The sequence below is a fragment of the Rhodococcus sp. WAY2 genome (assembly GCF_009859915.1).
GTDB lineage: Bacteria > Actinomycetota > Actinomycetes > Mycobacteriales > Mycobacteriaceae > Rhodococcus_F > Rhodococcus_F oxybenzonivorans.
Genome location: NZ_CP046572.1, coordinates 2,760,804 through 2,783,319, shown reverse-complemented (window position 1 = coordinate 2,783,319; position 22,516 = coordinate 2,760,804). Strand labels below are relative to the sequence as shown.

Sequence of the window (22,516 nt, the reverse complement as noted above, 5' to 3'; positions counted from 1 at the left end):
CCGATCCGCGCGGTCTGCGAGTGGACGGGTCACCGCCCGGCGGCGTCCGGCGCGACCCAGTCCTGGTGCCGGAACTCCGCGCGGAGGCGCCACCGGGCCGCGGACTGCGCTGGGTGTCGCGGCGAACCGGGCGATCCGGCCGTTCCGGGCGGCCTCGGCGCTCCCGGCTCATCGCGAGGCGTTGTGTGGGGCCGCGCGCAGCGCGTCGAGAATCTGGTTTCCGAGCATCGTGACGTCACCGGCACCCATCGTGATCACGACGTCGCCGGGTTCGGCCAACCCCGCCACCTGACGCGGCGCCTGCGACAGATCGGGCTGATAATGCACCGGCTTGGTCACCGACAATGCGACCAGGGCGCCACTGACACCGGGCATGGGTTCCTCCCTCGCCCCGTACACGTCGAGCACCACGACCTCGTCGGCGAGATCGAGAGCATGCCCGAACTCTTCCGCGAAAGTTGCTGTCCGCGAATAGAGATGCGGCTGGAACACGACGATCACTTTGCCCCGGCGGACCGATTCCTCGGATTCTCGCCGATCCGCCTCGTGCGGCTGGCGCACCAGATCCGCGGCGGCGCCGAGCACCGCACGCACTTCGGTGGGATGGTGCGCATAGTCGTCGAACACGCGAACACCACGCTCACGCCCGGTGAACTGGAACCGGCGGTGTACACCGCCGAAACCGGCGATTCCTTCGAGTATCTCGTCGACGTCGGCACCGGCCTCGCGGGCAGCGAGAAGTGCGGCCAGCGCGTTGAGTGCCATGTGCCGTCCCGGGACACCCATCCGGATGGTCCGCGGACTCCGCTCACCGGCCAGCTGGAACTGCAGCACTCCCCCCACATCTCTGGCCTCGAAACTCAGCAGCCGGGCACCGACCTCGATCCCGTCGACGGAGTCGAACGGAGCGGCGGACGACTCTGCGCTGCCGTAGCCGACCACTCGCACACCGGGGAGGTTCCGCGCGCTCACCCGTGACGCGAGCGCTGCCGAACCGGGATCGTCGAGACAGGTGACGAGGAGCCCGCCGGGCGAGAGCCGATCGGCGAAATCGTCGAAAACCTGGGTATAGGCCTCCGGGCTCCCGAAATAGTCGAGATGGTCGGCCTCGACGTTGGTGACGACGACGACATCGGGGTCGTACTGGAGAAGCGAACCGTCACTCTCGTCGGCCTCGGCGACGAATACGTCACCGCTGCCGTGATGAGCGTTGGTCCCGGCTTCGTTCAGCTCGCCGCCCACCGCGAAGGAGGGGTCGAAACCGCAATGCTGGAGCGCCACCACCAGCATCGACGTCGTCGACGTCTTACCGTGGGTGCCCGACACGAGCAGGGTCCGGTGACCGTGCATCAACGATGCGAGTACCGCCGGGCGCAGGATCACGGGGATGCCGCGCCGCGCGGCCTCGACCAGTTCCGGGTTGTCCTTCGGGATGGCGGCGTGCGTGGTGACGACCACGGTGGGTCCGCCGGGCAAGAGATCGAGTGCGCTGGCGTCGTGGCCGATGCGCACGTTCGCGCCGCGAGCGCGGAGGGCCAGCACGCCGCGGCTCTCCTTGGCGTCGGATCCGGACACCTGGCCCCCTCGGGCCAGCAGGATCCGGGCGATCCCGGACATTCCGGCGCCACCGATCCCCACCATGTGGACACGTTCGAGGTGCGCGGGCAGGTCGGTCATCGGGTTTCCTTCGTCAGCGCGGCCACGTCGAGAACAATCTGCGCAACCTCGGCGGCTGCGCTACGGTGACCCGCTCCCGCCGCGCGCCGCCCCATGTCCGCGAGCCGCGCGGGGTCGCGCAGCAGCGGGATCACGGTGTCCGCGACGAAGGCGGCGGTCAGGTCGCCGTCACGGACAATCATTCCACCTCCCGCTTCGACGACTGGCCGCGCATTGAGTTCTTGCTCACCGTTGCCGTGCGGCAACGGCACGTACAGCGCGGGGAGACCCACAGCCGACACCTCCGCGACCGTCATCGCACCCGATCGGCAGATCACCGCGTCGGCAGCCGAATACGCCAGATCCATCCGCGACAGGTACGGGACGGCCACGTAGGGCGGACCGCCTGCGGAGTCGGGGACGTCCAGGGTGTTCTTCGGACCGTGTGCGTGCAGGACGGCGATCCCCGCCGCCGCGAGCGACTCCGCCGCCCCCGACACCGCCTCGTTGAGCGACCGCGCGCCCTGCGACCCACCGAACACGAGCAGCACTGGTCCCTCGGCGGGAAGCCCGAAGTGGGCCCGGGCCTCACTGCGTAATCCCGCCCGGTCGAGACCGGTGATGGATGCCCGCACGGGTATACCGACGATCTCGGCCTCCGCCCTGCCGCGCGCCTTCACACCGGAACCCGCCACCGCCGCGAGGACCCGTGCAGCACGGCGAGCGCCGATCTTGTTGGCGATGCCCGCGCTCGCGTTCGCCTCGTGCACCACGATCGGGATTCTGCGTCGCCGCCGCAGCAGACCGGGACCCGCGGCCAGGTACGCCGGAAGAGCGACGTAACCGCCGAAACCGACGATCACGTCGGCCCCGGTCTCGTCCATCACCGCACGGGTACGACGAACCGAATGCAGCACCCGGCGCGGGAGCCGCAGCAGGTCGAGGGTGGGTTTACGGGGAAGTGGCACCGGCGGAATGAGTTCCAGCGGATAACCGCGCTCCGGAACCAGGGTGGTTTCGAGACCGCGGGCCGTCCCCAGCGCCGTCACCACCACATCCCCGTCGATCGCCTTGATCGCATCGGCCACCGCCAGAGCCGGTTCGATGTGTCCGGCGGTTCCACCACCGGCCACGATCACCGACAGAGTGGGCTTCTCGCCGCTCACCTACGAAATCCTCGCTCTCCTGCTCGGCCACCCGAGCTTCGCTGCTGGCGCACACCGCGGTCGGGTGTGCGGGCATTGCCGCGTTCCGCGCGGCCCTTGTCGTATGTGATGCTCCGGGTGCGGGCTGCCATCTCGCGTCCGGCCTGCCGCCGTGCCTCGGCCCGTCGCACCGCCTCCGCCCGGGCAGCGTCCGCCCGCACCGGTGAATATGCCTCGGGCTTCGGAAGACGCAGCATTCGCCCGAAACGGCCGTCCTGACCCGAATGCAGCGCCGCTACGGCCTCCGGCTCGTGCCGGGCCGCATTCGCCACCACGCCGAACATGAACAGCGTCGTCGCCGTCGACGTTCCCCCGGCGGACACGAGCGGCAACTGCAGTCCGGTGACGGGGAGCAGCCCGATGACGTACCCCACATTGATGAACGCCTGACCGGTGATCCACACCGTGGCCGTACCTGTGAGCAAGCGCAGGAAGGGATCGGCCGATCGTGCGGCGATGCGCAGCCCCGTGTACACGAACAACCCGAAGAGTCCCAGCACGGCGGCACCACCCAGGAAGCCCAGTTCCTCACCGATGATGGCGAAAATGAAGTCGTTGTGCGCGTTGGGGAGATAACTCCACTTCGCGCGGCTCTGCCCCAGTCCACGCCCGAGAATTCCGCCGTCGGCCAGCGAGTACATCGCCTGGCGTGACTGATACCCGATACCCTGCGGATCCTCGTCCGGATTGAAGAAGGCCCGGACCCTCGCCGAACGGTAACCGGCTGTGAGAGCGAGAACGACCACCCCGGCGAGGCCGGTTCCCACGATGCCCAGGAACAACTTGAGCGGCAGACCTACGAACCACAGCAAGGCCATCAGGATGATGGCCAACGAAACCGTCGTTCCGAGGTCGGGCTGCAAGATGATGAGCACGAACGCCAACAGCGCCGCGGGAACGAGTGGGACCAGCATGTCGCGGATCCCGACCAGGTCGCTCCGGCGTGACGCCAAGATGTGCGCACCCCAGATGGCGAGCGCGATCTTCGTCAACTCGGCCGGCTGCAGCGACACACCGCCGACGACGAACCATCCCCGGGTGCCCTGGGACACCGTTCCGATACCGGGTATGAGCACCAGTATCAGAAGAACGATCGTTGCCGCGAAGGCGGGAAAGGACAGCGCGCGCATCACCCGTACCGGGATGCGCAACGCGACGAAGAACAGGATCATGCCGACGCCGGCGAAGATTGTTTGCCGGGTGAACAGCGTGTAGGCCGAGCCGTCGTTGGCATACGCCTCGACGCTCGACGACGACAGCACCATTACCAGCCCCAGCACCGTGAGCAGAAACGCGATGGTCACGACGAGGTGGAACGACGCCAGTGGTCTGGCCAGCCACGCACCGATCCGGGTGCGGGGAGCGCGCGGCGGCGAAGTGCGGGTTCGCGGACCCTGCGGCGGGCGGCGGGGCGTAGCCGAGCGCGGAGAACCGTCCTGCGAACGCGGGCCTGCGGGAGAGCGAGGCCGTCCCGCATCACCGGCACGGCCCCGAGGTGCGTCACCGCGACCACGTTCGCCACCGCGGCCCCGCTGCGCGTCGGACACCCGGCTCCGTTGCGCGTCGGCCCCACGGCTGCGCTGCGCGTCGGGAACCCGGCGTGGGCGCGGATCGGCCGACGTCATTGCGGCTGCCCGGTAATGTCCGATGCATGCAGCCGGCCGACCGCGTCGGCGAAGCTCCTACCTCGATGACCGTAGCTGTCGAACATGTCGAGCGAAGCCGCGGCAGGAGCCAGTACGACGGCGTCACCCGCCGTCGCCAGGGCAGCCGCCTCACGCACGACGGCTGCCATGACCGCGTCGCTGTCGGTACCGGGCGGCAGAACCACCCGTCGGGTCGCGGCTCGAGCAACAGCACTCACTCCAGCATCGTCTCCCGTTTCGACACTGACCACGGGAACCTCGGGGGCGTGTCGCGCAAGCGACTCGGCGATGTGGGTGGCGTCACGCCCGAGTAGCACGACTCCGGTCAGATGGTCGGCCACCTCGACGATCAGGTCGTCGACCTGGGCGCCTTTGAGGAGGCCGCCGGCGATCCACACCACGCGTTCGTGCGCGAGAATCGACGGCCCGGCCGCGTGTGGGTTGGTGGCCTTCGAGTCGTCGACGAAGGTGACCCCGCCGATCTCGGCAACGCGTGCACCGCGGTGCGGGCCGACGACGTAACTCGCCAGACCGCGGGCCACGGCCTCGGGCCCCACCCCGGCGGCGCGCGCGAGCGCTGCCGCAGCGAGCGCATCCATCAATCCCGCAGGACCGGACGGGGTAATCCCCTCCGCCGGGGCCAGCCGCAGCCCGTCGGCGAACGCCCGATCCACCAGGTGGCCGTTTTCGATCCCCAACTCCCCCGGCCCCGGCATCCCCACCCGGAAGCCCACCGTGCGTTCGGCGGGTGAGGAGGTTGCGAGGGACGCGGCCACGTCGTCGTCGAGACCCAGTACTGCGACATCGCCGGTCAACGCTCGCGCCTTCGCTTCGATGTACGACTGCATACCGCCGTGCCAGTCGAGGTGGTCCTCGGCGATGTTCAGGACGGCTCCGGCCGCCGGCCGAACTGACGGTGCCCAGTGCAATTGGAACGACGAGAGTTCCACCGCCAGCACTTCGGGCCGAGGAGACGTCTGGCGTAGGGCCTCGAGGACCGGGAGTCCGATGTTCCCGCAGGCTGCGCTGGGCACCTTTGCCGCCGACAGGATCGACTGCAGCATCGAGGTCGTGGTCGTCTTTCCGTTGGTCCCGGTAACCACCAACCATCGGCGGGGCGGGCCGTAGAGTCCCGATCGGTCCACGTGCCAGGAGAGTTCGATATCTCCCCAGATGGGGATGCCGTCTCCGGCGGCAGCAGAGAGCAGCGGTGCGTCGGGACGGAATCCGGGGCTGGTCACCACCAGTGCGAAGTCACGGACACGTTCGCGGTCGGCGAGGAGGTCGTCGATGGGCACGGTGGCTGCGCCGAGCCTCGCGCATTCGGCAAGGGCGTCGGCATTCGAATCGGTGACGGTGACGAGGGCTCCGAGTTCACGGAGCGGTTCGATCGTCGCCCGGCCCGAGATCCCCGCCCCCGCGACGAGTACGGCACGGCCCCGCAACCGATCGAGTTCCAGATCCTCGGCCACTGCGTCAGCCGCCGATCGCTGCCAGGTACTCGCTGTAGAACAGCGCGAGGCCGATCGCCGAGGCGATGGCCGCCAGCAACCAGAAGCGGATGATCACCGTGGTTTCCGCCCACCCGGCGAGTTCGAAGTGATGGTGGAAAGGCGCCATGCGGAACACTCGTCTCCGGCTCGACCTGAACACCGCAACCTGGATCACCACGGACGCCGCTTCGGCGACGAAGAGAGCGCCGATCACCACCATGAGCAGTTCCGTCCGCGTCGTGATGGACAGCCCGGCGAGCATGCCGCCCAGCGCAAGGGAGCCGGTGTCGCCCATGAAGATTTTGGCGGGCGCGGCGTTCCACCAGAGGAAGCCGATGCAGGCGCCCGCCCCGGCGGCGCAGATCAGGGCCAGGTCGAGCGGATCCCGGACGTCGTAGCAACCCTTTCCCGGGCTGGTCTCACATGCGTTGCGGTACTGCCAGAATGTGATGATGACGTAGGCACCCAGCACGAGGCTCATGGAACCGGCCGCCAGGCCGTCGAGTCCGTCGGTGAGGTTGACGGCGTTCGACCACGCGCTGACCAGCAGATAACAAAACGCGACGAACACTACGGATCCCAGGGTCACCGTCGCGATGTCTCGGACGTACGACAGGTGGGCACTGCCGGGGGTCAGGTCGTTGGCCCCGCGGAACTGCAGCGCGAGGATGCCGAACGCCACCGCCGCGATCAGCTGGCCGACCAGCTTTGCGGTCTTGTTCAGTCCCAGGTTGCGCTGCTTGCGGATCTTGATGAAGTCGTCGAGGAACCCGACACCACCGAGCGCAGTCGTCAGGCCCAGCACCAGCAGACCCGACGCCGACGGGCCGTCTGCGTTGTAGCCGATACCGATCAGGTGCGATCCCCAGTACCCCGCCCACAGGCCGGCGAGGATGGCGACTCCACCCATCGTCGGGGTCCCGCGCTTCGACTGGTGACTGGCCGGACCTTCGACACGGATCTCCTGGCCGAAACCCTGACGGGAAAAGGCCTTGATGAGGACCGGGGTCAGCAGAATCGAGACGGCAAGCGCGATGCCCGCCGCGAAGAGGATCTGTCTCACCGCATGGCCTCCGAACCCTTCTGTCCCGTGTGTCCCGCCAGCACCGCGTCCGCGACCTCCCATAGTCCGATGGATTGCGACGCTTTGACCAATACCAGGTCACCCGCCGCCAATTCCTCCTCGAGCAACGCGATCGCGGAGGCGGCGTCGGGAACGAGTATCGCCTCGTCGCCCCACGAGCCCTCCATGACCGCGCCCTGATGCATGGCCCGTGCCGGTCTGCCGGTTCCGACGATGATCAACTTGCTCACGTCCAGCCGGACCGCGAACCTGCCGATCGCATCGTGTTCGACCACTGATTCTGGCCCCAGCTCCGCCATTTCTCCGAGTACCGCCCAACTGCGGCGCGCCGCGCCGCGGCCGGTCTTCGCCATCGACACCAGCGCCTTGATGGCTGCGCGCATCGAATCGGGATTGGCGTTGTACGAATCGTTGACAACCGTCACACCGTCCGGCCGGTCTCGCACATCCATACGGCGAGCCGACACCGCAGCGGCCCCGGACAGTGCCTGGGCAACCTGGCCGAGATCTGCGCCGCACTCGAAAGCCACTGCGGCAGCGGCGAGTGCGTTCCCGACTTGATGTTCGCCGTGCACCGCCAGCTCGACCGGAACACTGCCCGAAGACGTGGTGAGCGTGAATCGCGCACGCGCCTTCTCGTCGAGCACGATGTCGGTGGCCCGGATATCCGCCGCCTCCGACTGACCGACGAGCACCACGCGCGCAGAGGTCCGTGAGGCCATGGCGGCGACCAGAGGGTCGTCTGCATTGAGCACGGCGACGCCGCCGTCCGCGGCAGTCGGCAGCGCTTCGGCGAGCTCCCCCTTCGCCAGGGCGATCGCGTCCCGGGACCCGAACTCACCGAGATGTGCCGTGCCCACGTTGAGAATGACCCCGATCCGGGGAGGCGCGATGGTCGCGAGGGACGCGATGTGCCCCAGCCCGCGCGCAGACATCTCTAGAACCAGGAACCGGGTGTCGGCATCAGCGCGCAGGGCAGTCCACGGGTGGCCGAGCTCGTTGTTGAACGATCCAGGCGGCGCCACCACGGGGCCCAGGGGGCGCAGAACAGCCGCGAGGAGGTCTTTGGTCGAGGTCTTGCCCGCTGACCCGGTCACTCCGACCACGGTCAAGCCCTTGTCGGTCAGTTCGTCGACAGAGGCGCGGGCAAGCTTCGCCAGAGCGGCGAGCACCGCGGCGCCGGACCCGTCCGAATCGTGTTCGAGTGCCATCGCCCGGCTCGGGACGTCCACGGGAATCGGCGGGACCACGACGGCCGGAACCCCGACCGGCCGCGCAGCCACGACGGCGGACGCACCTGCCGCAACGGCGGCCGCCGCATGGTCGTGACCGTCGACGCGGGCACCGGGCAGAGCGAGGAAGAGGCCGCCTGGACCTACCTTCCGCGAATCGAATTCCACGCTGCCGGTCACCTCGGTCGAGGGATCGACGACGTCGTGGAGCTCGCCTCCCACGATTTGGGCGATGCGAGCGAGTGTCATCGGGATCATTTGCTTCCTCCGATTACCTGCTCGATCGCTTCGCCCAGAACCTCGCGATCGTCAAATGGGTGCTTCACCCCGGAAATCTCCTGACCGGACTCGTGTCCCTTACCTGCGACCAGAACTACGTCGCCTGCCTGCGCCCAGCTGACGGCCTCGGTGATCGCCCTCGCGCGGTCCCCCACTTCCCGAACTTCTCCCCGCTCGGATTCGGGCACCGCGAGGGCGCCTTCCCGGACCGCGGCTCTGATCGTCGCCGGGTCCTCGGTACGCGGGTTGTCGTCCGTGATGATCAGCAGATCCGCCCCTCGCGCCGCCGCCGACCCCATCAGGGGCCGCTTCCCGGCGTCGCGGTCACCTCCCGCACCCACGACCACCGCGACACGGCCGGACACCTGGCTCCGAAGGGTTGCGATCACAGCCTCGAGGGCGGCGGGTTTGTGCGCGTAGTCGACGACGGCGAGAAAGTCCTGGCCGCGATCGATCCGCTGCACCCGCCCGGGCACGTCGACCTCCGCGATGCCCTTCACTGCGACGAGCGGATCGACCCCCAGTGAGGCGCTCAACGCAACGGCAACCGAGGCATTGGCAACGTTGTACCGGCCCGGAAGCTGTAGCAACACCTCGAGCGACGTGCCGTCCGGAGTGGTGAGAGAGAAGGTCTGCGAACCGGAAGGGGATACCGTCGGCGCACCTGCAGTCCACTCCGCCTCCACACGGCCGGGCCCCGTGGCCACCGTGGATACGACGGAGCCGGCGTCGGCGGCAACCTCGGCCATCCGCTGCCCCCACTCGTCGTCGACGCAGATGACGGCCCGCGGCGCGTGGACCGAGGATTCGGCGCGGAAAAGCCTGGCCTTGGCGGCGAAGTAGTCCTCGAAGTCGCGGTGGAAATCGAGGTGGTCCTGCGAGAGATTGGTGAAGGCACCCACATCGAACCGCACACCGTCGACCCGGCCGAGCGCGAGCGCGTGACTGGAGACCTCCATCACCACCGTGTCGACCCCCTGCTCGAGCATCACGGCGAACAGGGCGTGCAGTTGCGGGGCCTCGGGCGTCGTCAGTGCGCTCGGCACCCGTCGCCCCTTCATCCGCGTTTCGATGGTTCCCACCAGACCGGTGGTGCGCCCCGCCGCGGTGAGGGCGCCCTCCACAAGGTACGAGGTGGTGGTCTTACCGGAAGTGCCGGTGATACCGATCACCTGCATGCGCTCCGACGGACGGCCGTAGATGGTGGCCGACATCTCGCCGAGAACTCCGCGGGGATCGTGGTGGACCAGGACCGGCACGTCCGCTTCCAGCCCCGACACGATGTCGAACCCGGCCTCGTCGGTGAGGATCGCCACGGCACCGCGTGCCACAGCGTCTGCCGCGAACTCCGCCCCGTGCGCCCGGGCGCCGGGCAAGGCAGCAAAGAGATCGCCCTGGGCGATGGCCTGAGCCCGAAGATCCACTCCCGTGACGACGACGTCGGCAGCACCACCTGCGGAAGCTTCGATTCTGGCTCCGGCAGCTGCGGCGAGAACGCTCACCGGGGTACGAACCGGCAGACTGGGGCGCAGATCGTCGCCAGACTTCAGATCTTCTCCGGACTGCAGAGTTTTTCCGGACTGCAGATCTTCTCCAGACTTCAGTGGCGCGGACGTCGACTGCGGGCGGGACGGAACAGGCACCGGGCTCCTCTCGGGTGTCGACTCTCTACTGACTACGGGCGTCGTGCACGGCTCTACAGTGCGCGACCTGGGCATCTTCACGCGACTGTGTTCACTGAACGACTGTGCCCACTGAACGGCCGACGTGTCAGATTACCGCGACCGTTCCGAAAGCCGGATTCGGCCGACCATCGCTCAATCGGCTTGGAGCACCAGCCTGCGTCCGGGATCCGGGGACATCGGGACGCTGTCACGTTGGAGCAACCACGACGCGATGTTGTGGAACAGCGGCGCGGCGGACTGCCCACCGGTGCCGTCCGCGCTCCGCGTAGGTGCGTTCAGCATGATGCCGATCACGTACCGCGGATTGTCCGCGGGCGCGATCCCGGCGAACGTGATCCAGTAGTTCGAATTCGAGTAGCACTTGCAGGCGGGGTCGACCTGCTGCGCTGTTCCCGTCTTACCGCTGATCTGGTAGCCGTCGACAGCAGCCTGAACCCCTGTGCCGCGCTGGTTGCCGGTGTCGTTCTGCGTGACGGACCGGAACATGTCGCGCACGGTGGCCGCTGTCTGCGGGCTGACCACGGTGATTTCTTCCGGTCGCTCCGTCTCGGTTCTGTCGCCGTCCGCGTCGATGGTGGCCCGGACGATTCGCGGCGGAATGCGAATACCGTCGTTGGCGATGGCCTGATACATGCCGGTCATCTGCAACAACGTCATCGACAGACCTTGGCCGATCGGCAGGTTCGCAAAGGTGCCGCCCGACCACTGGTCGCGGCTCGGCACACTGCCCGCGCTCTCGCCGGGTAACCCCACCTCGGTGCGCTGACCGAGTCCGAACTTCGACAGCATGTCGGCGTAACGGTCCTCGCCGACGCGCTGGGCGAGCATCAGCGTGCCGACGTTCGACGACTTACCGAACACCCCGGTGGAAGTGTAGGGAGCCACGCCGTGATCCCAGGCATCCTTCACCGACACGCCTGCCATCTGAATGGTGCCGGGAACCTCGAGGACCTCGTCGGGGGTGGTCAGTCCGTACTCGATGGCCGCCGCGGCGGTCACGATTTTGTTCACCGATCCCGGCTCGAACGGGGTACTGACGGACAGATTGCCCATCTCCACAGATCTCGGATTATTGCCTACACCGATCGCCGGGTTGAACGTGCTGTCGTTCGACATCGCCAGGACTTCACCGGTGTGAGAGTCGAGCACCACCGCCGACGCATCCTTGGCGCCGGACTTGTCCTTCGCCATCTGCACTTGCTGCTGCACGTAGTACTGAAGGTCCGAGTCGATGGTGAGTTCGACACTCGACCCGTCCACCGCAGGCTGCTTGTCACGCCAACTGCCGGGAATGACGGCGCCGTCGGACCCGCGGTCGTAGGTTTCGGAGCCGTCCGTGCCGGCGAGAGTGGAGTCCAGTGAGTCCTCGAGGCCGAGGAGCCCGTGCCCGTCCCAGCCGGTCGCGCCGACGAGGTTTGCGGCGAGGGATCCGCCGGGATATTCGCGGATGTCCTGACGCTCGAGACCCACCTCGGGATACTTCTCACTGATTTCGGCGGCAATCGCGGGGTCGACACTGCGGGCGAGATAGACGAACGTCTCGTCGCTGCGCAGTTTCTCCTTCAGTTCTTTCTCCGGCGCCGCGTCACCGAGGCGGTCGTGAATTTCCTTGGCAATGGCATCGAGCCTCGAATCGACCTCGGGGGCGGTCTCGCTCTTGGCGCGCGCCTCCTCGAGCTCCTTACGGACCCGCGCAGGCTGAAAAGTCAGTGCCTTCGCTTCCATGGTGAAAGCAATGGGGTTGGCATTGCGGTCGGTGATCGACCCGCGCAGCGCCGGATCCACCTGGGTGGTCGTGCGTTGATTCGCCGCCTCGGCCGACAGTTGCGGCGCGTCGATGACCTGAATCCACAAGAGTTGCACCGCGGCGAGGCCGAGCGCTCCGAACATCATCCCGCGTCCGATCCGTTGCCTGAACGGAAAGGACCCCGTGCCGGCGCCCTTGGGGCGCCGGGGACGACTTCTCGGTGCGTTTCGGTTCACCGGCGACCACCCGATGGTGGTGCTGTCGTCGGTGCAGTGGTCGAAGGCATCACGGGAACCAATTGTTCACCTCGGGCCTGGATCTCCGGGCTATTGCCGGGTCGTGGCGTGGCGCGCGGCGCCTGCGTAGTGGTCGTGCCCCGATTCGGAGCTGTCGCGACCGTCTTCCCCGCCTGGGTGGACGGGGCCGCGGCATCGAGCGGGGGCACAGGTGACCCGGATGCCGGAGCCGGCTTCCCGACCACCTCGACGCTTCCGTCCAGGTGCACCACGAGACGAGCGGGATCGTTCGCCGGAACCATCCCCAACTTGGCCGCTTCCTCCGCGAGTTTCGGCGCAGAGTTGGCCGTCTCCACATCCCGCTGCAGCGCCGCCTTCTCCTCCGCGAGCGACTGATTGTGTTCCCGCGCAGCACTGAGCTGATAGGAATCCTCCGCCGAGCGGGTGGTGAGCAGGAGAGTGACGGCGAGGCCCAAGCTGAGAAGTCCGAGAATTGTTGCCACAAAAGGAATCCGGGCAGCAAGGGAACCGGCGCGGTTCATTCCGGCCACGGCGGTCGGCGATCCGCTGTGCACTGCCGCACGCTGGGTACGCCGCTCGTACGCTCGCTGGGCAGCGCCCGAACGGTTACCCCCACGTGCAGGCCGTACCTCGGGGGAATTCACCTGAACCGTCATGCCGCCGACCTCCTGGCAATTTTCTCTGCAGCACGCAAGCGCACCGGGGCTGATCGTGGGTTCTCTTCTATTTCCTGCTCGGACGCTCTCTCCGCCCCTCGGGTGAGGATGCGGAACTCCGGCCCCATACCCGGCAACTCGACAGGGAGCCCCTCCGGACTCCTCGACTTCGACCGGGGAGTGATCTCCTGCTTGACGACCCGGTCTTCGAGCGACTGATACGACATGAACACGACGCGTCCCCCGACAGTCAATGCGTCGAGTGCCGCCGGTATCGCCGCTCGCAGTGAATCGAGTTCGCCGTTGACCTCGACGCGAAGAGCTTGGAAGGTCCGCTTGGCGGGGTGTCCCCCGGTCCGGCGGGTCGCCGCCGGAATGGCGCGATACAACAGTTCGACCAGTTCCGCACTCGTCGTAAAGGGCTGCTTCGCCCGCTGCCGGACGATTTCCGACGCAATCTTTCCCGCGAACCGTTCTTCACCGTAGGTGCTGAGGATCCGGGCCAGGTCACCGTGGCTGTATGTATTGAGTACCTCTGCCGCCGTGATCCCCGTAGTCGGATCCATCCGCATGTCGAGCGGCGCATCGATGGAGTAGGCGAAACCGCGATCGGACTCGTCGAGTTGCATCGACGACACCCCCAGGTCGAACAGGATGCCGTGAACTGAATCTCGAGGAGGAAGTCCCGCTTCGAGGAGTGCATTCTCGATGCCGTCATACCGAGTGTGGACGAAGGTCACGCGGTCCCCGAACGGGGCCAACCGAGCCCCGGCGATCTCGAGGGCGTGCGGATCCCGGTCGAGGGCCACGAGCTTCAGCCGAGGGTACGTCCGGAGAAAATTCTCGGAATGCCCACCGAGGCCGAGGGTGGCGTCGATCATGACGGCTCCCCCACCCTCCGGGTCGTGCAGAGTGAGCGCGGGGCCGAGGAGTTCGACTGCTCGGTGCAGCAGGACGGGGATATGGCCGAAGCCATCGGCGGGCGAGGATTCTTCCCCCTCGTGATCCACCATGATCCCTCCGGCTCCTGCTTCTGTGGTGCGGGTGGACATGTCCGAAGCCGGAGTCCACATGTCGAACTTCTCTTCTCGGCCGGTTGCCGGTGCGAATGCTTCGAGGTCCCTGCCCGAAATGAAAACCTGGCGCTGGGGAAGTGCGTCAGGGTTCCGTCGGACAGAGGCCTCGCTGCATTCGCGTGCGTGCGGTCATGCTCAGACGATCTCGCCGAGCGCGACTCCCGTTGCCTGCGAGTAGTTCTCCTCGTTCTCCTCGACGTAGGTCTGCCATGCCTGCGCATCCCAGATCTCGAGGAAATCGACCGAACCGATCACTACGCAATCCTTGGAGAGACCTGCGTAGCGACGGTGATCTGCCGAGAGGGTGATGCGCCCCTGGGCATCTGCATGCTGCTCATCGGTGCCGGCAGCGAGACCGCGCACGAAAGCTCGCGCTTCCGGATCGCTTCTCGACGCTGCCGCGGCCTTGCGCGCGAGCGCGGTGAACTCTTCCCGGGGATACACCGCGAGGCTGTGATCCTGACCCTTGGTGACCATCAACCCTCCCGCCAGTGCATCCCGGAACTTTGCGGGCAACGTCAGCCGCCCTTTGTCGTCGAGCTTCGGCGTGTAGGTACCGAGAAACACTCGACACCTCCCACTACGTCCATATCGAACGCCGCATGCCCGGGCGGTTCACCTTCGGCTCCCCGCTGCGCACCACAGTACCCCACTTTCCCCCACTGACAAGGCGGAAGCAGGGGTGTTTCCCTCCTGTTTGCTCGATACTTGCTGGTCAATGCCAATTCGTGAAGGTGGGGGAAAATTCCCACAGTGATCACAAACACGGCCCACTCATGGGACGAACCAGCCAGCGCACGCGGTGAACGCCGCAAAAGGCCAGGTGAGGTGACGACGGCGACGTCCCGGGCAGTCGCGCGTCGATCAGTCCGCACGCAATGGGGGAAAGTGGGGCGAGTAGGGGGCCGGGGATCACACAGAGACATTCACTGAGAGCACCAGCCAGTCGCGGCGGGAGGCGTGGGCGCGTTCACAGCCACAAAAAAGCGTTGGCGGCGTGGCATCGAAATGCCACGCCGCCAACGCCCGAAGTGAGTTCTGCTACTCCTGCTCGAATCTCTTCTTGAAGCGATCTTCCATTCGCGACGAGAACCCGCCACTCTTTCGTCCGCCCCGGGGCTTACCCCGGTCGGACCTCTTGGTCTCGTCGGGCGTGGTCGAGCCGCCACGCGACGACTGTCGGGACTTGTTCTTTCCCCCACCCCACAGGAGGAGGACTCCCGCACCGAACATAACGATGAAGCCGATCAAGCTGATCACCGGGAATCCACCCGGCTTGATCGGCAGGGCGACGCCGGCGATGAGCAGGACCAGCCCCAGGACGAACAGGGCTATGGCCTGAAAACGACGACGACTCGATGCCGCACGCATGCGACCGCCTCGCACAGTGGAGGCGAACTTGGGATCTTCGGCATAGAGAGCGCTCTCGATCTGGTCGAGCATGCGCTGCTCGTGCTCGGAGAGTGGCACGGTACCTCCCCCGGCACTGGAGTGTTGGCCACCGCCTCACGGTGCGAGGCGGTGGGTAACCGACTTTGGCGGCTACCTAGATTTAATAATACGAGCAGTTCGACCCCGGTACCACCTACTCGGTGCACGAGTTCGACACCAACCTTACGGACTCCCGCACCGAACCCTGCTCCGGGCTTTCACTACGTCGCCGACACTGCGGGCGGCCGACCCGGATTCCGGGCGAGACGGGCAGCTACGACGCCCGAAGATCGACGTCTGCACCGCGACCGATGTGGTCTTCCACCGCTTGCAAAAACCGCCCCACCTCGACAAAGAACTCATCCGCCTCGAGATCGGTGAGCGTACGAGACATCCCGGCCTCGATCGCGGCACGAGTGGCGGAGTGCCCAGCGAAATAGTCGGCCCAAGCGCCGAAGTCGCTCGCGGCGTCTGCCATGAGAACCCAAGCGTTACGCGTTCGTGTCCGTCGACCTCCCGGCGAGGACCCCTCGACAGCGGCGAGCACGGCACCGGCGCCGCGCAGTGCGGCGAGATACGCGCTGTGAAAACGATCCGCAGGCGAGTCGGCGCCGACCGACTGCGACAGAAGAGCGTCAGCCCGGTCGAGCAGGGAGGCGGCGCGCCGAGATGCCGGAGCACGCACCTCCCCCGGTCGCCGCGAGGGCCCAGAGGTCGGTCCTGAAACCGAGTTGTTCCTCACTTCGAACACCTCCACAACCCCGGTGTGTCCACCCCGCCGGGCGTAGTCCTGTCGTGAGCCGGGGTCCCGGCGATGCTCGCTTCCCTCGAGCATCGCCGGATCCCCGCTATCGAACATCCGTTCGACCTATTCAATATAGCTGGACCCACCGACACGTCGTCAAGAGAAAGGTGAGACCGGTCGACACGAACGCTGACCAGATACCGCTCGTGGTCGAACTCTCGGCTGCCGAGTTCCGCGACCGCCTCCAGGAGGCCCTCGCGATCTATGTCGCCGCCATGGGCTATCCCCGCGGCACGGAATACCACCGCGCGCCGATGTGGACCGAACATGTGCAGCGATCGGGGTGGAGCGGTGTCGGCGCCGTGGTCCCGGCCGATCCGTCCGCCGAATCCGATGCGACTCACCGCCTCGTGGCCGTGGCCTACGGCTACCGCGGAGCCCCCGAACAGTGGTGGCACCAGCAGGTCCGCACCGGTTTGCGGCACACCGGCTGGACCCGGGACCGGATCGACACAATTCTCGACGACTATTTCGAACTGACCGAACTCCACGTCCATCCCGACGCCCAGGGACACGGTCTCGGCGAAACACTCCTTCTCCGATTGCTCGACCGCCGACCCGAACGCGGCGTGTTGTTGTCCACCCCCGAGGTCGCGGACGAGAACAATCGAGCGTGGCGGCTCTACCGTCGGCTCGGATTCCGGGATGTACTGCGCCACTTCCGGTTCGCAGGCGACAACCGTCCCTTCGCGGTCCTCGGCCGTAGCCTTCCACTGGAAAGCCTTTCCACCGAGAAGCCTTCCTCCGGAGAAGAACCGTTAACCTGACCCGATGATCGATGCGGTGGTAGTCGGGTCGGGACACAACGCCCTGGTGTCGGCGTGCTACCTGGCTCGAACGGGATGGTCGGTCGAGGTGATCGAACGCGACACCGTACCGGGCGGAGCGGTCTCGACAGTGGAACGGTTTCCAGGTCACCGCGTCGACCGCGGATCCTCCGCGCACATCATGATCCGTCACACCGGCATCGTCGAAGAACTGGGCCTGCAGGCGCACGGTCTGCGCTACCTGGATTGCGATCCGTGGGCGTTCGCCCCGGCACCTGCGGGTACCGACCGGCCCGGCATCGTGTTCCGGCGCAGCCTCGACGCGACCTGCCTGTCCATCCAGGAATCCTGCGGACCGGCCGAGGCCGACGCGTATCGGCGGTTCGTCGACGTGTGGGGGCCGCGCAGCGCCCGCGTGATGCGGGCCTTCACCAGGCCGCCGACCGCCCCCGCGCTGTTGTCGTCGTTCTGGGGTCTCGATACGGGGGGCGGCGGCAGCGACCTGTCGCGGCAGTTCCTCGCGTCGGGGGACGCCCTGCTGGACGAATTCTTCGACGACGAACGGCTCAAGGCCGCACTCGCATGGTTCGGCGCCCAGTCCGGGCCGCCGATGTCCGAGCCGGGCACCGCCCCGATGGTGGGATTCGCGGCACTGATGCACACCCTTCCGCCCGGCCGTGCCGTCGGTGGCAGCGGCGCCTTGACGGCGGCCCTGGCGTCGCGGTTGCAGGCCGACTCCGGCGTGCTTTCCTTGGGTGAGAAGGTCGTCGCGCTGCGCCGGGACGGGACCTCCTGGATCACCCGGACATCGGCGGGGCGGGAAATACGATCGCGGACCGTCATTGCCGGGTGCCACGTGCTCACTACGCTCGATCTCCTCGAAGCAGGCGGCTACGACAAGCAGATCCTCGATAGCTGGCGCCGGCGGATCCGCGTCGGACCGGGCATCGGGATGGTGGTACGGCTGGCGACCGACGCCCTGCCGTCCTATCCGAGCGCCCCTGACACCTCGGTGACCAGCGGATTGCAGCTCCTCGTGTCCGATCGCGCGCACCTGCGCCTCGCCCACGGCGCCGCGCTCGCAGGGGAACTCCCGCCGCGGCCGGCGGTGCTGGGGATGAGCTTCAGTGGCCTCGATCCCACGATCGCGCCCGCGGGTCGGCATCAGATCACCCTGTGGTCGCAGTGGCAGCCCTACCGGCTCAGCGGGGGCCGTCGGTGGAGCGACCTGGCAAAGGCCGAGGCCGAGCGCATCGTCGACGAGATCGACGCACTCGCCCCCGGTGTCCGGGCGTCGATCCTGGACCGTCATGTGCAGTCACCGCAGGACCTCGAGGAGGAGATGGGGCTGATCGGGGGCAACGTGATGCACGTCGAGATGTCGCTCGACCAGATGATGATGTGGCGGCCCCTTCCCGAACTGTCCGGGCACCGGGTCCCCGGAGCCGAACGCCTGTACCTCACCGGCGCCTCGACGCATCCGGGCGGTGGGGTGTCCGGTGCCAGCGGGCGCAGCGCCGCACACGTCGCGCTCCACGACGCACGCCGCGCCTCCAGAACCGCGCGACTGCGCCGCCTGTGGCCGGGGACGTGACCGCGCGCATCCCCGCCCTGACGGCCGCAGCAGCGATCGCGGCGCAGATTGTCTACCCTCTGGTGCGCGGTGACCTCCGTGACGCGGTGACGGTCTGCGTCGTGCTCCTGCTCGCCGCGGCGAGCATCACGCATGCCGCCCTCACCCGCGGTCCGCGCTGGTCCGCGGCTCTGGTTCTGGTGACAGCGGGTGTCGGCCTGCTCTCGGAGGTCGTCGGGACGTCAACCGGCGTGCCCTACGGCTGCTACGACTACAGCGTCGACCGACTCGGTCCCGCACTCGCCGGTGTCCCCCTCGTGGTGCCGTTCGCCTGGACAGCGGGCTTCTATCCGGTGTGGTGCGTCGCCTCCCTCCTGGCGGGGGGCAGATATCGGCACCTGATTCGGATGGTCCTCACCACGGTCGGCGTCGTGGGATGGGATCTGTATCTCGACCCCCAGATGGTCGCGGACGGTCAGTGGACTTGGTGCGTCACCGATGCGGGTCTTCCCGGTGTCGAGCACATTCCGGTGACCAACTACGTCGGATGGTGTGTGGTGGCTGCCAGCATGGCTGCGGCGATGGAATGGTTCGACCACCGCATGTCCGATACCGCCGCACCGCACGGAACGCCGCCACACAGGGACGGTGTCCCGATCGCGTTGTTCCTATGGACCTGGCTGGGTTCGGCGCTGGCCCACGCAGTGTTTCTCGACGGACCCGGACTCCGATTCTCCGCGATCTACGGGTGGATCACGATGGGAGTTCTCGGGATTCCCCTCCTGATCGTCCTCGTGCGGTCGCGGGTCCGGCGACCCGAGATCCCCGACACGCCCCCTCGCGCCTGACACCGGTTCACTCCCCTGGCACGATACGACTGTGCAGCCGCCCTCACTCCCTGCCCCGAACATCACCCGCGCGCGGAGCCGGGCCCTCTCCCTGACGGCCCTGGTACTCCTGATCGTCCCGTTGCTCGCCGGCTGTCTGCGCGTCCAGGTGTCGATGGGAGTGTCCGCCGACGACCGGGTCTCCGGTCAGATCGTGGCTGCGGCCGTACCCGCAGACGATCAGGACAAGGGTCCGCAGCTCACCCCGCCCGATGCGCTGTCGGGCAAGATTCGCGTACAGGAGTACAAGAAGGACGGGTACGTCGGCACCCAGGCGTTCTTCAGCGATCTCACGTTCGGTGACGTACAGCAACTCGGCTCGATGTCCGAACAGGCCGCCGGCAGCTTCCAGATTTCGCTGCGCCGGACCGGCGACCTCGTGACCCTGGAAGGCAAGGCCGATCTCAGCTCGGTTCCCGCCCAGGGCACCGATGTGCAGTTCACTATCGCCTTCCCGGCCCGGGTGGCCACGACCAACGGCACGCGGGAGGGTGACTCCATCGTGTCGTGGAAACTGCCTGCGGGTGACACGTCGACGATCCGCGCCGAGGTGCGCTACTCCGACCCGAGCACCCGGAGCTTCGCGGGCTGGGCGGGGATCATGGCCGGGGTGACGCTCGGCGTGGCCGTGATCGTGGGGGCTTTGGCATGGCTGGCCCGCAACAGGGAGCCGGCCGTAGGCAGTGGACGCCGGAAGGACTCGTCGACGGTGTGACGCCTGCGCCGATCGTGCAGCTGGTCCGCACCGGTTCGGTGCTGTCGGTGGCCGGTATGGCCGTCGCCGCCGTCAATCTGTGCAGGGCCCCGCGTCTGCGGGTGCCGCGCCGCACCGTCACCGAACCGGTCACGGTCTGCATCCCTGCCCGCAACGAGGTCCGGCGACTGCCCGCCCTCATCGAAGATCTGGCCGGTCAGCGCGGCATCCACGATCTCCGAGTGCTCGTGTTCGACGACGCCTCGACCGATGACACGGCCGAGGCAGCCGAGGCTGCGTGCGCCGACGACTCGCGGTTCACCGTCGTCAGGAGCACCGAGGAGCCGCTTCCCGGGTGGGTGGGGAAGCCCGCCGCCTGCCACCGCGCCTACGATCGCGCCCAAGCCCTCCATCCCCGCCGCGACGGACTGCTGGTGTTCCTCGATGCCGACGTGCGGTTGCAGCCGGGCGCGCTGGCCGCGGCGTGTTCCGCGCTTCGCCAGTGCGGGGCCGGGTTGATCTGCCCCTGGCCGTTCCAGGAGTCCGGGTCGATCGCCGAAACCGCCGTCCAGCCGCTTCTGGCCTGGTCGTGGGCGGCCTCACTACCCGTGCGACTCGGCAATCGTTCGCTGCGCCCGTCCATGGCCGTCGCCTGTGGACAGTTCATGGTCTTCGACTCCGCGGCGTACCGCCGGGCGGGTGGGCACGGCGCGGTGGTGAACAGTCTCACCGAGGATCTCGACATTGCCCGACTGCTGCGACGCCGCGGAGTTTCCACCCACGTTGTCGTCGCAGGCGGCGCCGCGACCTGCCGGATGTACGAGAACGCCACTGCGCTCCGCAGTGGATACGACCGCTGGCTGTGGACGGCCTTCGGCTCGAGGCCGGGGGCTGTGGCAGCCGTCGGTGCGGTCGGTCTGGCCTATCTTGTGCCGCCGGTGGCGCTCGCGCTGGGCAGTGGACGGGTGCGCCGATGGGGTGCAGTGGGGTATTTCGCTGCCGTGACGTCGAGACTGTGCGCACGAACGCTCGAGCGTGGCGCGTCGCCGACCGCCACGGACGTGGCCGGGGCGGTGACCCACCCGCTCTCGGTCGCGGCGACCGCAGCACTGATCATCTCGTCACACCTCGCCCACCACCGTGGACGAACCCGCTGGAAGGGGCGTGCCCTCAGCTGACGCGGGCCGGAGTGACCGGCCGAGGGTCGGTTCGCGATCCGACCTTGTCCCCCAGCCTCGCCAGCACCTCACTGGTCGCCCGGGCGAAGTTCAACGTGATGAAGTGCAGGCCGGGCGCACCCTCCGCGATGAGCCGCTCAGCCATCTCGGTGGCCACATCGATGCCGATCTCACGGACAGCGGCCCGATTCTCCTCGGGGCCGTCACCAGCCGCCCGGCTCAACCGGCGTTCCAGGGCGACCGGAAGCCGGGACCCCGACAGCTCCATCACGCGCTGCACCGACCGCAGGGACGTGATGGGCATGATCTCGGGAATGATCGGCTTCTCACCCTGCTCGGCGTCGAAGGCCGCGACCCGGTCCCGAAGGCGCAGGTAGTCGTCGATGTCGAAGAACATCTGCGTGATGGAGTACTCCGCGCCGGCCCGAAGTTTCGCGACCAGGTACCGGGTGTCGTGGTCGAGGTCCGGCGCCCGGTAGTGACCTTCCGGGAACGACGCGACGCCGACATGGAAGTCACCGAGCTCACGCACGAGCCGGACCAGTTCCTCGGCGTACTCGACACCCTCCGGATGCTTCTTCCACTCGCCCAGCGGATCGCCCGGTGGGTCACCACGAAGGACGAGAATGTTGCTGATTCCGCGGTCTGCGTAGGCGCCGACCATCGACCGGAGTTCGTCGACGCTGTGCGACACCGCGGTGAGATGCGCCACGGGCAGGAGCGTCGTCTCCTCGGCGAGCTGACCGGTGACACGTACGGTGCGGTCACGGGTGGAGCCACCGGCGCCATAGGTCATGGACACGAAGGCCGGTCCCAGACGTTCGAACTCCCGCACCGCGCGCCACAGGCGGGCCTCGGCGGCCTCGTCCCGCGGGGGCGAGAATTCGACGGAGAAGGGCACCCGACCGTCACGGCACGACCGGATGCGGTCGACGATGGAGGGAGTGCGGGTCACCCAGCCTTCGCTGGCCCGCCCCCTGACGGAATCGAATGTCACCCGACAAGCATAGGTACAGCCGCGCCGGGTGTGCCCACCGCGTCGCCGATCCTCTTCGATCGCGGGAGCGGGGCATTCGTGGGAAACAGGGCATCGGGTCCTACCGGGCGACGCCCACTATGGTGGTGACGAGGCCTGCTGCCGTCACCGGTGCGCACGCGGAACGTC

General features: G+C 67.6%; 19 protein-coding genes. 5 read left to right on the top strand and 14 right to left on the bottom strand.

Going from position 1 to position 22,516, the window contains the following annotated elements:
* Window positions 1-168: 168 nt before the first annotated feature.
* The 13 genes from murC to GFS60_RS12850 form a co-directional block, all read right to left on the bottom strand.
* On the bottom strand, window positions 169-1,677 hold the full coding sequence (murC, locus tag GFS60_RS12910; protein WP_159921721.1) for a UDP-N-acetylmuramate--L-alanine ligase: 1,509 nt from the start codon (window positions 1,675-1,677) through the stop codon (window positions 169-171).
* Window positions 1,674-2,822 carry an undecaprenyldiphospho-muramoylpentapeptide beta-N-acetylglucosaminyltransferase gene (murG, locus tag GFS60_RS12905; RefSeq protein WP_159921719.1) on the bottom strand — a complete coding sequence of 383 codons (1,149 nt, stop codon included), beginning with the start codon at window positions 2,820-2,822 and terminating at the stop codon, window positions 1,674-1,676. The genes murC and murG overlap by 4 nt, the downstream gene beginning before the upstream one ends.
* On the bottom strand, window positions 2,819-4,486 hold the full coding sequence (ftsW, locus tag GFS60_RS12900) for a putative lipid II flippase FtsW (protein ID WP_236603448.1): 1,668 nt from the start codon (window positions 4,484-4,486) through the stop codon (window positions 2,819-2,821). The genes murG and ftsW overlap by 4 nt, the downstream gene beginning before the upstream one ends.
* On the bottom strand, window positions 4,483-5,979 hold the full coding sequence (murD, locus tag GFS60_RS12895; RefSeq protein WP_159921717.1) for a UDP-N-acetylmuramoyl-L-alanine--D-glutamate ligase: 1,497 nt from the start codon (window positions 5,977-5,979) through the stop codon (window positions 4,483-4,485). Before murD ends, ftsW begins: the two co-directional genes overlap by 4 nt.
* A gap of 4 nt (window positions 5,980-5,983) precedes the next feature.
* Window positions 5,984-7,063, bottom strand: a complete 1,080-nt coding sequence (mraY, locus tag GFS60_RS12890) for a phospho-N-acetylmuramoyl-pentapeptide-transferase (protein ID WP_159921716.1) — start codon at window positions 7,061-7,063, stop codon at window positions 5,984-5,986.
* Window positions 7,060-8,574 carry a UDP-N-acetylmuramoyl-tripeptide--D-alanyl-D-alanine ligase gene (locus tag GFS60_RS12885; RefSeq protein ID WP_159921715.1) on the bottom strand — a complete coding sequence of 505 codons (1,515 nt, stop codon included), beginning with the start codon at window positions 8,572-8,574 and terminating at the stop codon, window positions 7,060-7,062. The genes mraY and GFS60_RS12885 overlap by 4 nt, the downstream gene beginning before the upstream one ends.
* A complete protein-coding gene (locus tag GFS60_RS12880; RefSeq protein ID WP_159927132.1) occupies window positions 8,571-10,145 on the bottom strand; it encodes a UDP-N-acetylmuramoyl-L-alanyl-D-glutamate--2,6-diaminopimelate ligase in 1,575 nt (524 codons plus the stop codon). The genes GFS60_RS12885 and GFS60_RS12880 overlap by 4 nt, the downstream gene beginning before the upstream one ends.
* A gap of 267 nt (window positions 10,146-10,412) precedes the next feature.
* Window positions 10,413-12,263: a peptidoglycan D,D-transpeptidase FtsI family protein gene (locus GFS60_RS12875; RefSeq protein WP_159921714.1), complete on the bottom strand. Its 1,851-nt coding sequence runs from the start codon at window positions 12,261-12,263 to the stop codon at window positions 10,413-10,415.
* Window positions 12,260-12,940: a hypothetical protein gene (locus tag GFS60_RS12870; RefSeq protein WP_159921713.1), complete on the bottom strand. Its 681-nt coding sequence runs from the start codon at window positions 12,938-12,940 to the stop codon at window positions 12,260-12,262. Before GFS60_RS12870 ends, GFS60_RS12875 begins: the two co-directional genes overlap by 4 nt.
* Window positions 12,937-13,953: a 16S rRNA (cytosine(1402)-N(4))-methyltransferase RsmH gene (gene rsmH / locus GFS60_RS12865; protein ID WP_159921712.1), complete on the bottom strand. Its 1,017-nt coding sequence runs from the start codon at window positions 13,951-13,953 to the stop codon at window positions 12,937-12,939. Before rsmH ends, GFS60_RS12870 begins: the two co-directional genes overlap by 4 nt.
* Window positions 13,954-14,151: 198 nt before the next feature.
* Window positions 14,152-14,583, bottom strand: a complete 432-nt coding sequence (gene mraZ, locus GFS60_RS12860; RefSeq protein ID WP_109329258.1) for a division/cell wall cluster transcriptional repressor MraZ — start codon at window positions 14,581-14,583, stop codon at window positions 14,152-14,154.
* A 474-nt stretch (window positions 14,584-15,057) separates the two neighbouring features.
* Entirely contained in the window at window positions 15,058-15,486 is a 429-nt protein-coding gene (locus GFS60_RS12855; protein ID WP_159921711.1) for a DUF3040 domain-containing protein, read from the bottom strand.
* A 235-nt stretch (window positions 15,487-15,721) separates the two neighbouring features.
* Complete coding sequence (locus GFS60_RS12850) at window positions 15,722-16,306, bottom strand: SAV_6107 family HEPN domain-containing protein (RefSeq protein WP_159921710.1); 585 nt, start codon at window positions 16,304-16,306, stop codon at window positions 15,722-15,724.
* A gap of 53 nt (window positions 16,307-16,359) precedes the next feature.
* Between GFS60_RS12850 and GFS60_RS12845 the strand changes: the two genes are divergently transcribed.
* The 5 genes from GFS60_RS12845 to GFS60_RS12825 are packed head-to-tail and all read left to right on the top strand — an operon-like array spanning window position 16,360 to window position 21,351.
* Window positions 16,360-17,019: a GNAT family N-acetyltransferase gene (locus GFS60_RS12845; protein ID WP_159921709.1), complete on the top strand. Its 660-nt coding sequence runs from the start codon at window positions 16,360-16,362 to the stop codon at window positions 17,017-17,019.
* Between the two features lie 4 nt (window positions 17,020-17,023).
* Window positions 17,024-18,613: a phytoene desaturase family protein gene (locus tag GFS60_RS12840; protein WP_159921707.1), complete on the top strand. Its 1,590-nt coding sequence runs from the start codon at window positions 17,024-17,026 to the stop codon at window positions 18,611-18,613.
* The gene (locus GFS60_RS12835) at window positions 18,610-19,440 is read left to right on the top strand and encodes a carotenoid biosynthesis protein (protein ID WP_159921705.1); all 831 of its coding nucleotides are present in this window, start codon (window positions 18,610-18,612) and stop codon (window positions 19,438-19,440) included. The genes GFS60_RS12840 and GFS60_RS12835 overlap by 4 nt, the downstream gene beginning before the upstream one ends.
* Before the next feature lie 31 nt (window positions 19,441-19,471).
* Complete coding sequence (locus tag GFS60_RS12830; protein WP_159921703.1) at window positions 19,472-20,194, top strand: LppM family (lipo)protein; 723 nt, start codon at window positions 19,472-19,474, stop codon at window positions 20,192-20,194.
* Entirely contained in the window at window positions 20,191-21,351 is a 1,161-nt protein-coding gene (locus GFS60_RS12825; RefSeq protein WP_159921701.1) for a glycosyltransferase, read from the top strand. Before GFS60_RS12830 ends, GFS60_RS12825 begins: the two co-directional genes overlap by 4 nt.
* Here the strand turns inward: GFS60_RS12825 and metF are convergent.
* Window positions 21,344-22,348 (bottom strand): methylenetetrahydrofolate reductase [NAD(P)H], encoded by a 1,005-nt coding sequence (gene metF / locus GFS60_RS12820; protein ID WP_159921699.1) that lies wholly within the window; start codon window positions 22,346-22,348, stop codon window positions 21,344-21,346. The two genes, GFS60_RS12825 and metF, sit on opposite strands and share 8 nt — an antisense overlap.
* Window positions 22,349-22,516 lie beyond the last annotated feature (168 nt).

Excerpts from the sequence above, each read along its gene's own strand:
- ftsW (WP_236603448.1), bottom strand. The coding sequence starts at position 4,486 with ATGACGTCGGCCGATCCGCGCCCACGCCGGGTTCCCGACGCGCAGCGC.
- GFS60_RS12885 (WP_159921715.1), bottom strand. The coding sequence starts at position 8,574 with ATGATCCCGATGACACTCGCTCGCATCGCCCAAATCGTGGGAGGCGAG.
- GFS60_RS12850 (WP_159921710.1), bottom strand. The coding sequence starts at position 16,306 with ATGTTCGATAGCGGGGATCCGGCGATGCTCGAGGGAAGCGAGCATCGC.
- GFS60_RS12840 (WP_159921707.1), top strand. The coding sequence starts at position 17,024 with ATGATCGATGCGGTGGTAGTCGGGTCGGGACACAACGCCCTGGTGTCG.
- rsmH (WP_159921712.1), bottom strand. The coding sequence starts at position 13,953 with ATGGTGGATCACGAGGGGGAAGAATCCTCGCCCGCCGATGGCTTCGGC.
- GFS60_RS12870 (WP_159921713.1), bottom strand. The coding sequence starts at position 12,940 with ATGACGGTTCAGGTGAATTCCCCCGAGGTACGGCCTGCACGTGGGGGT.
- murC (WP_159921721.1), bottom strand. The coding sequence starts at position 1,677 with ATGACCGACCTGCCCGCGCACCTCGAACGTGTCCACATGGTGGGGATC.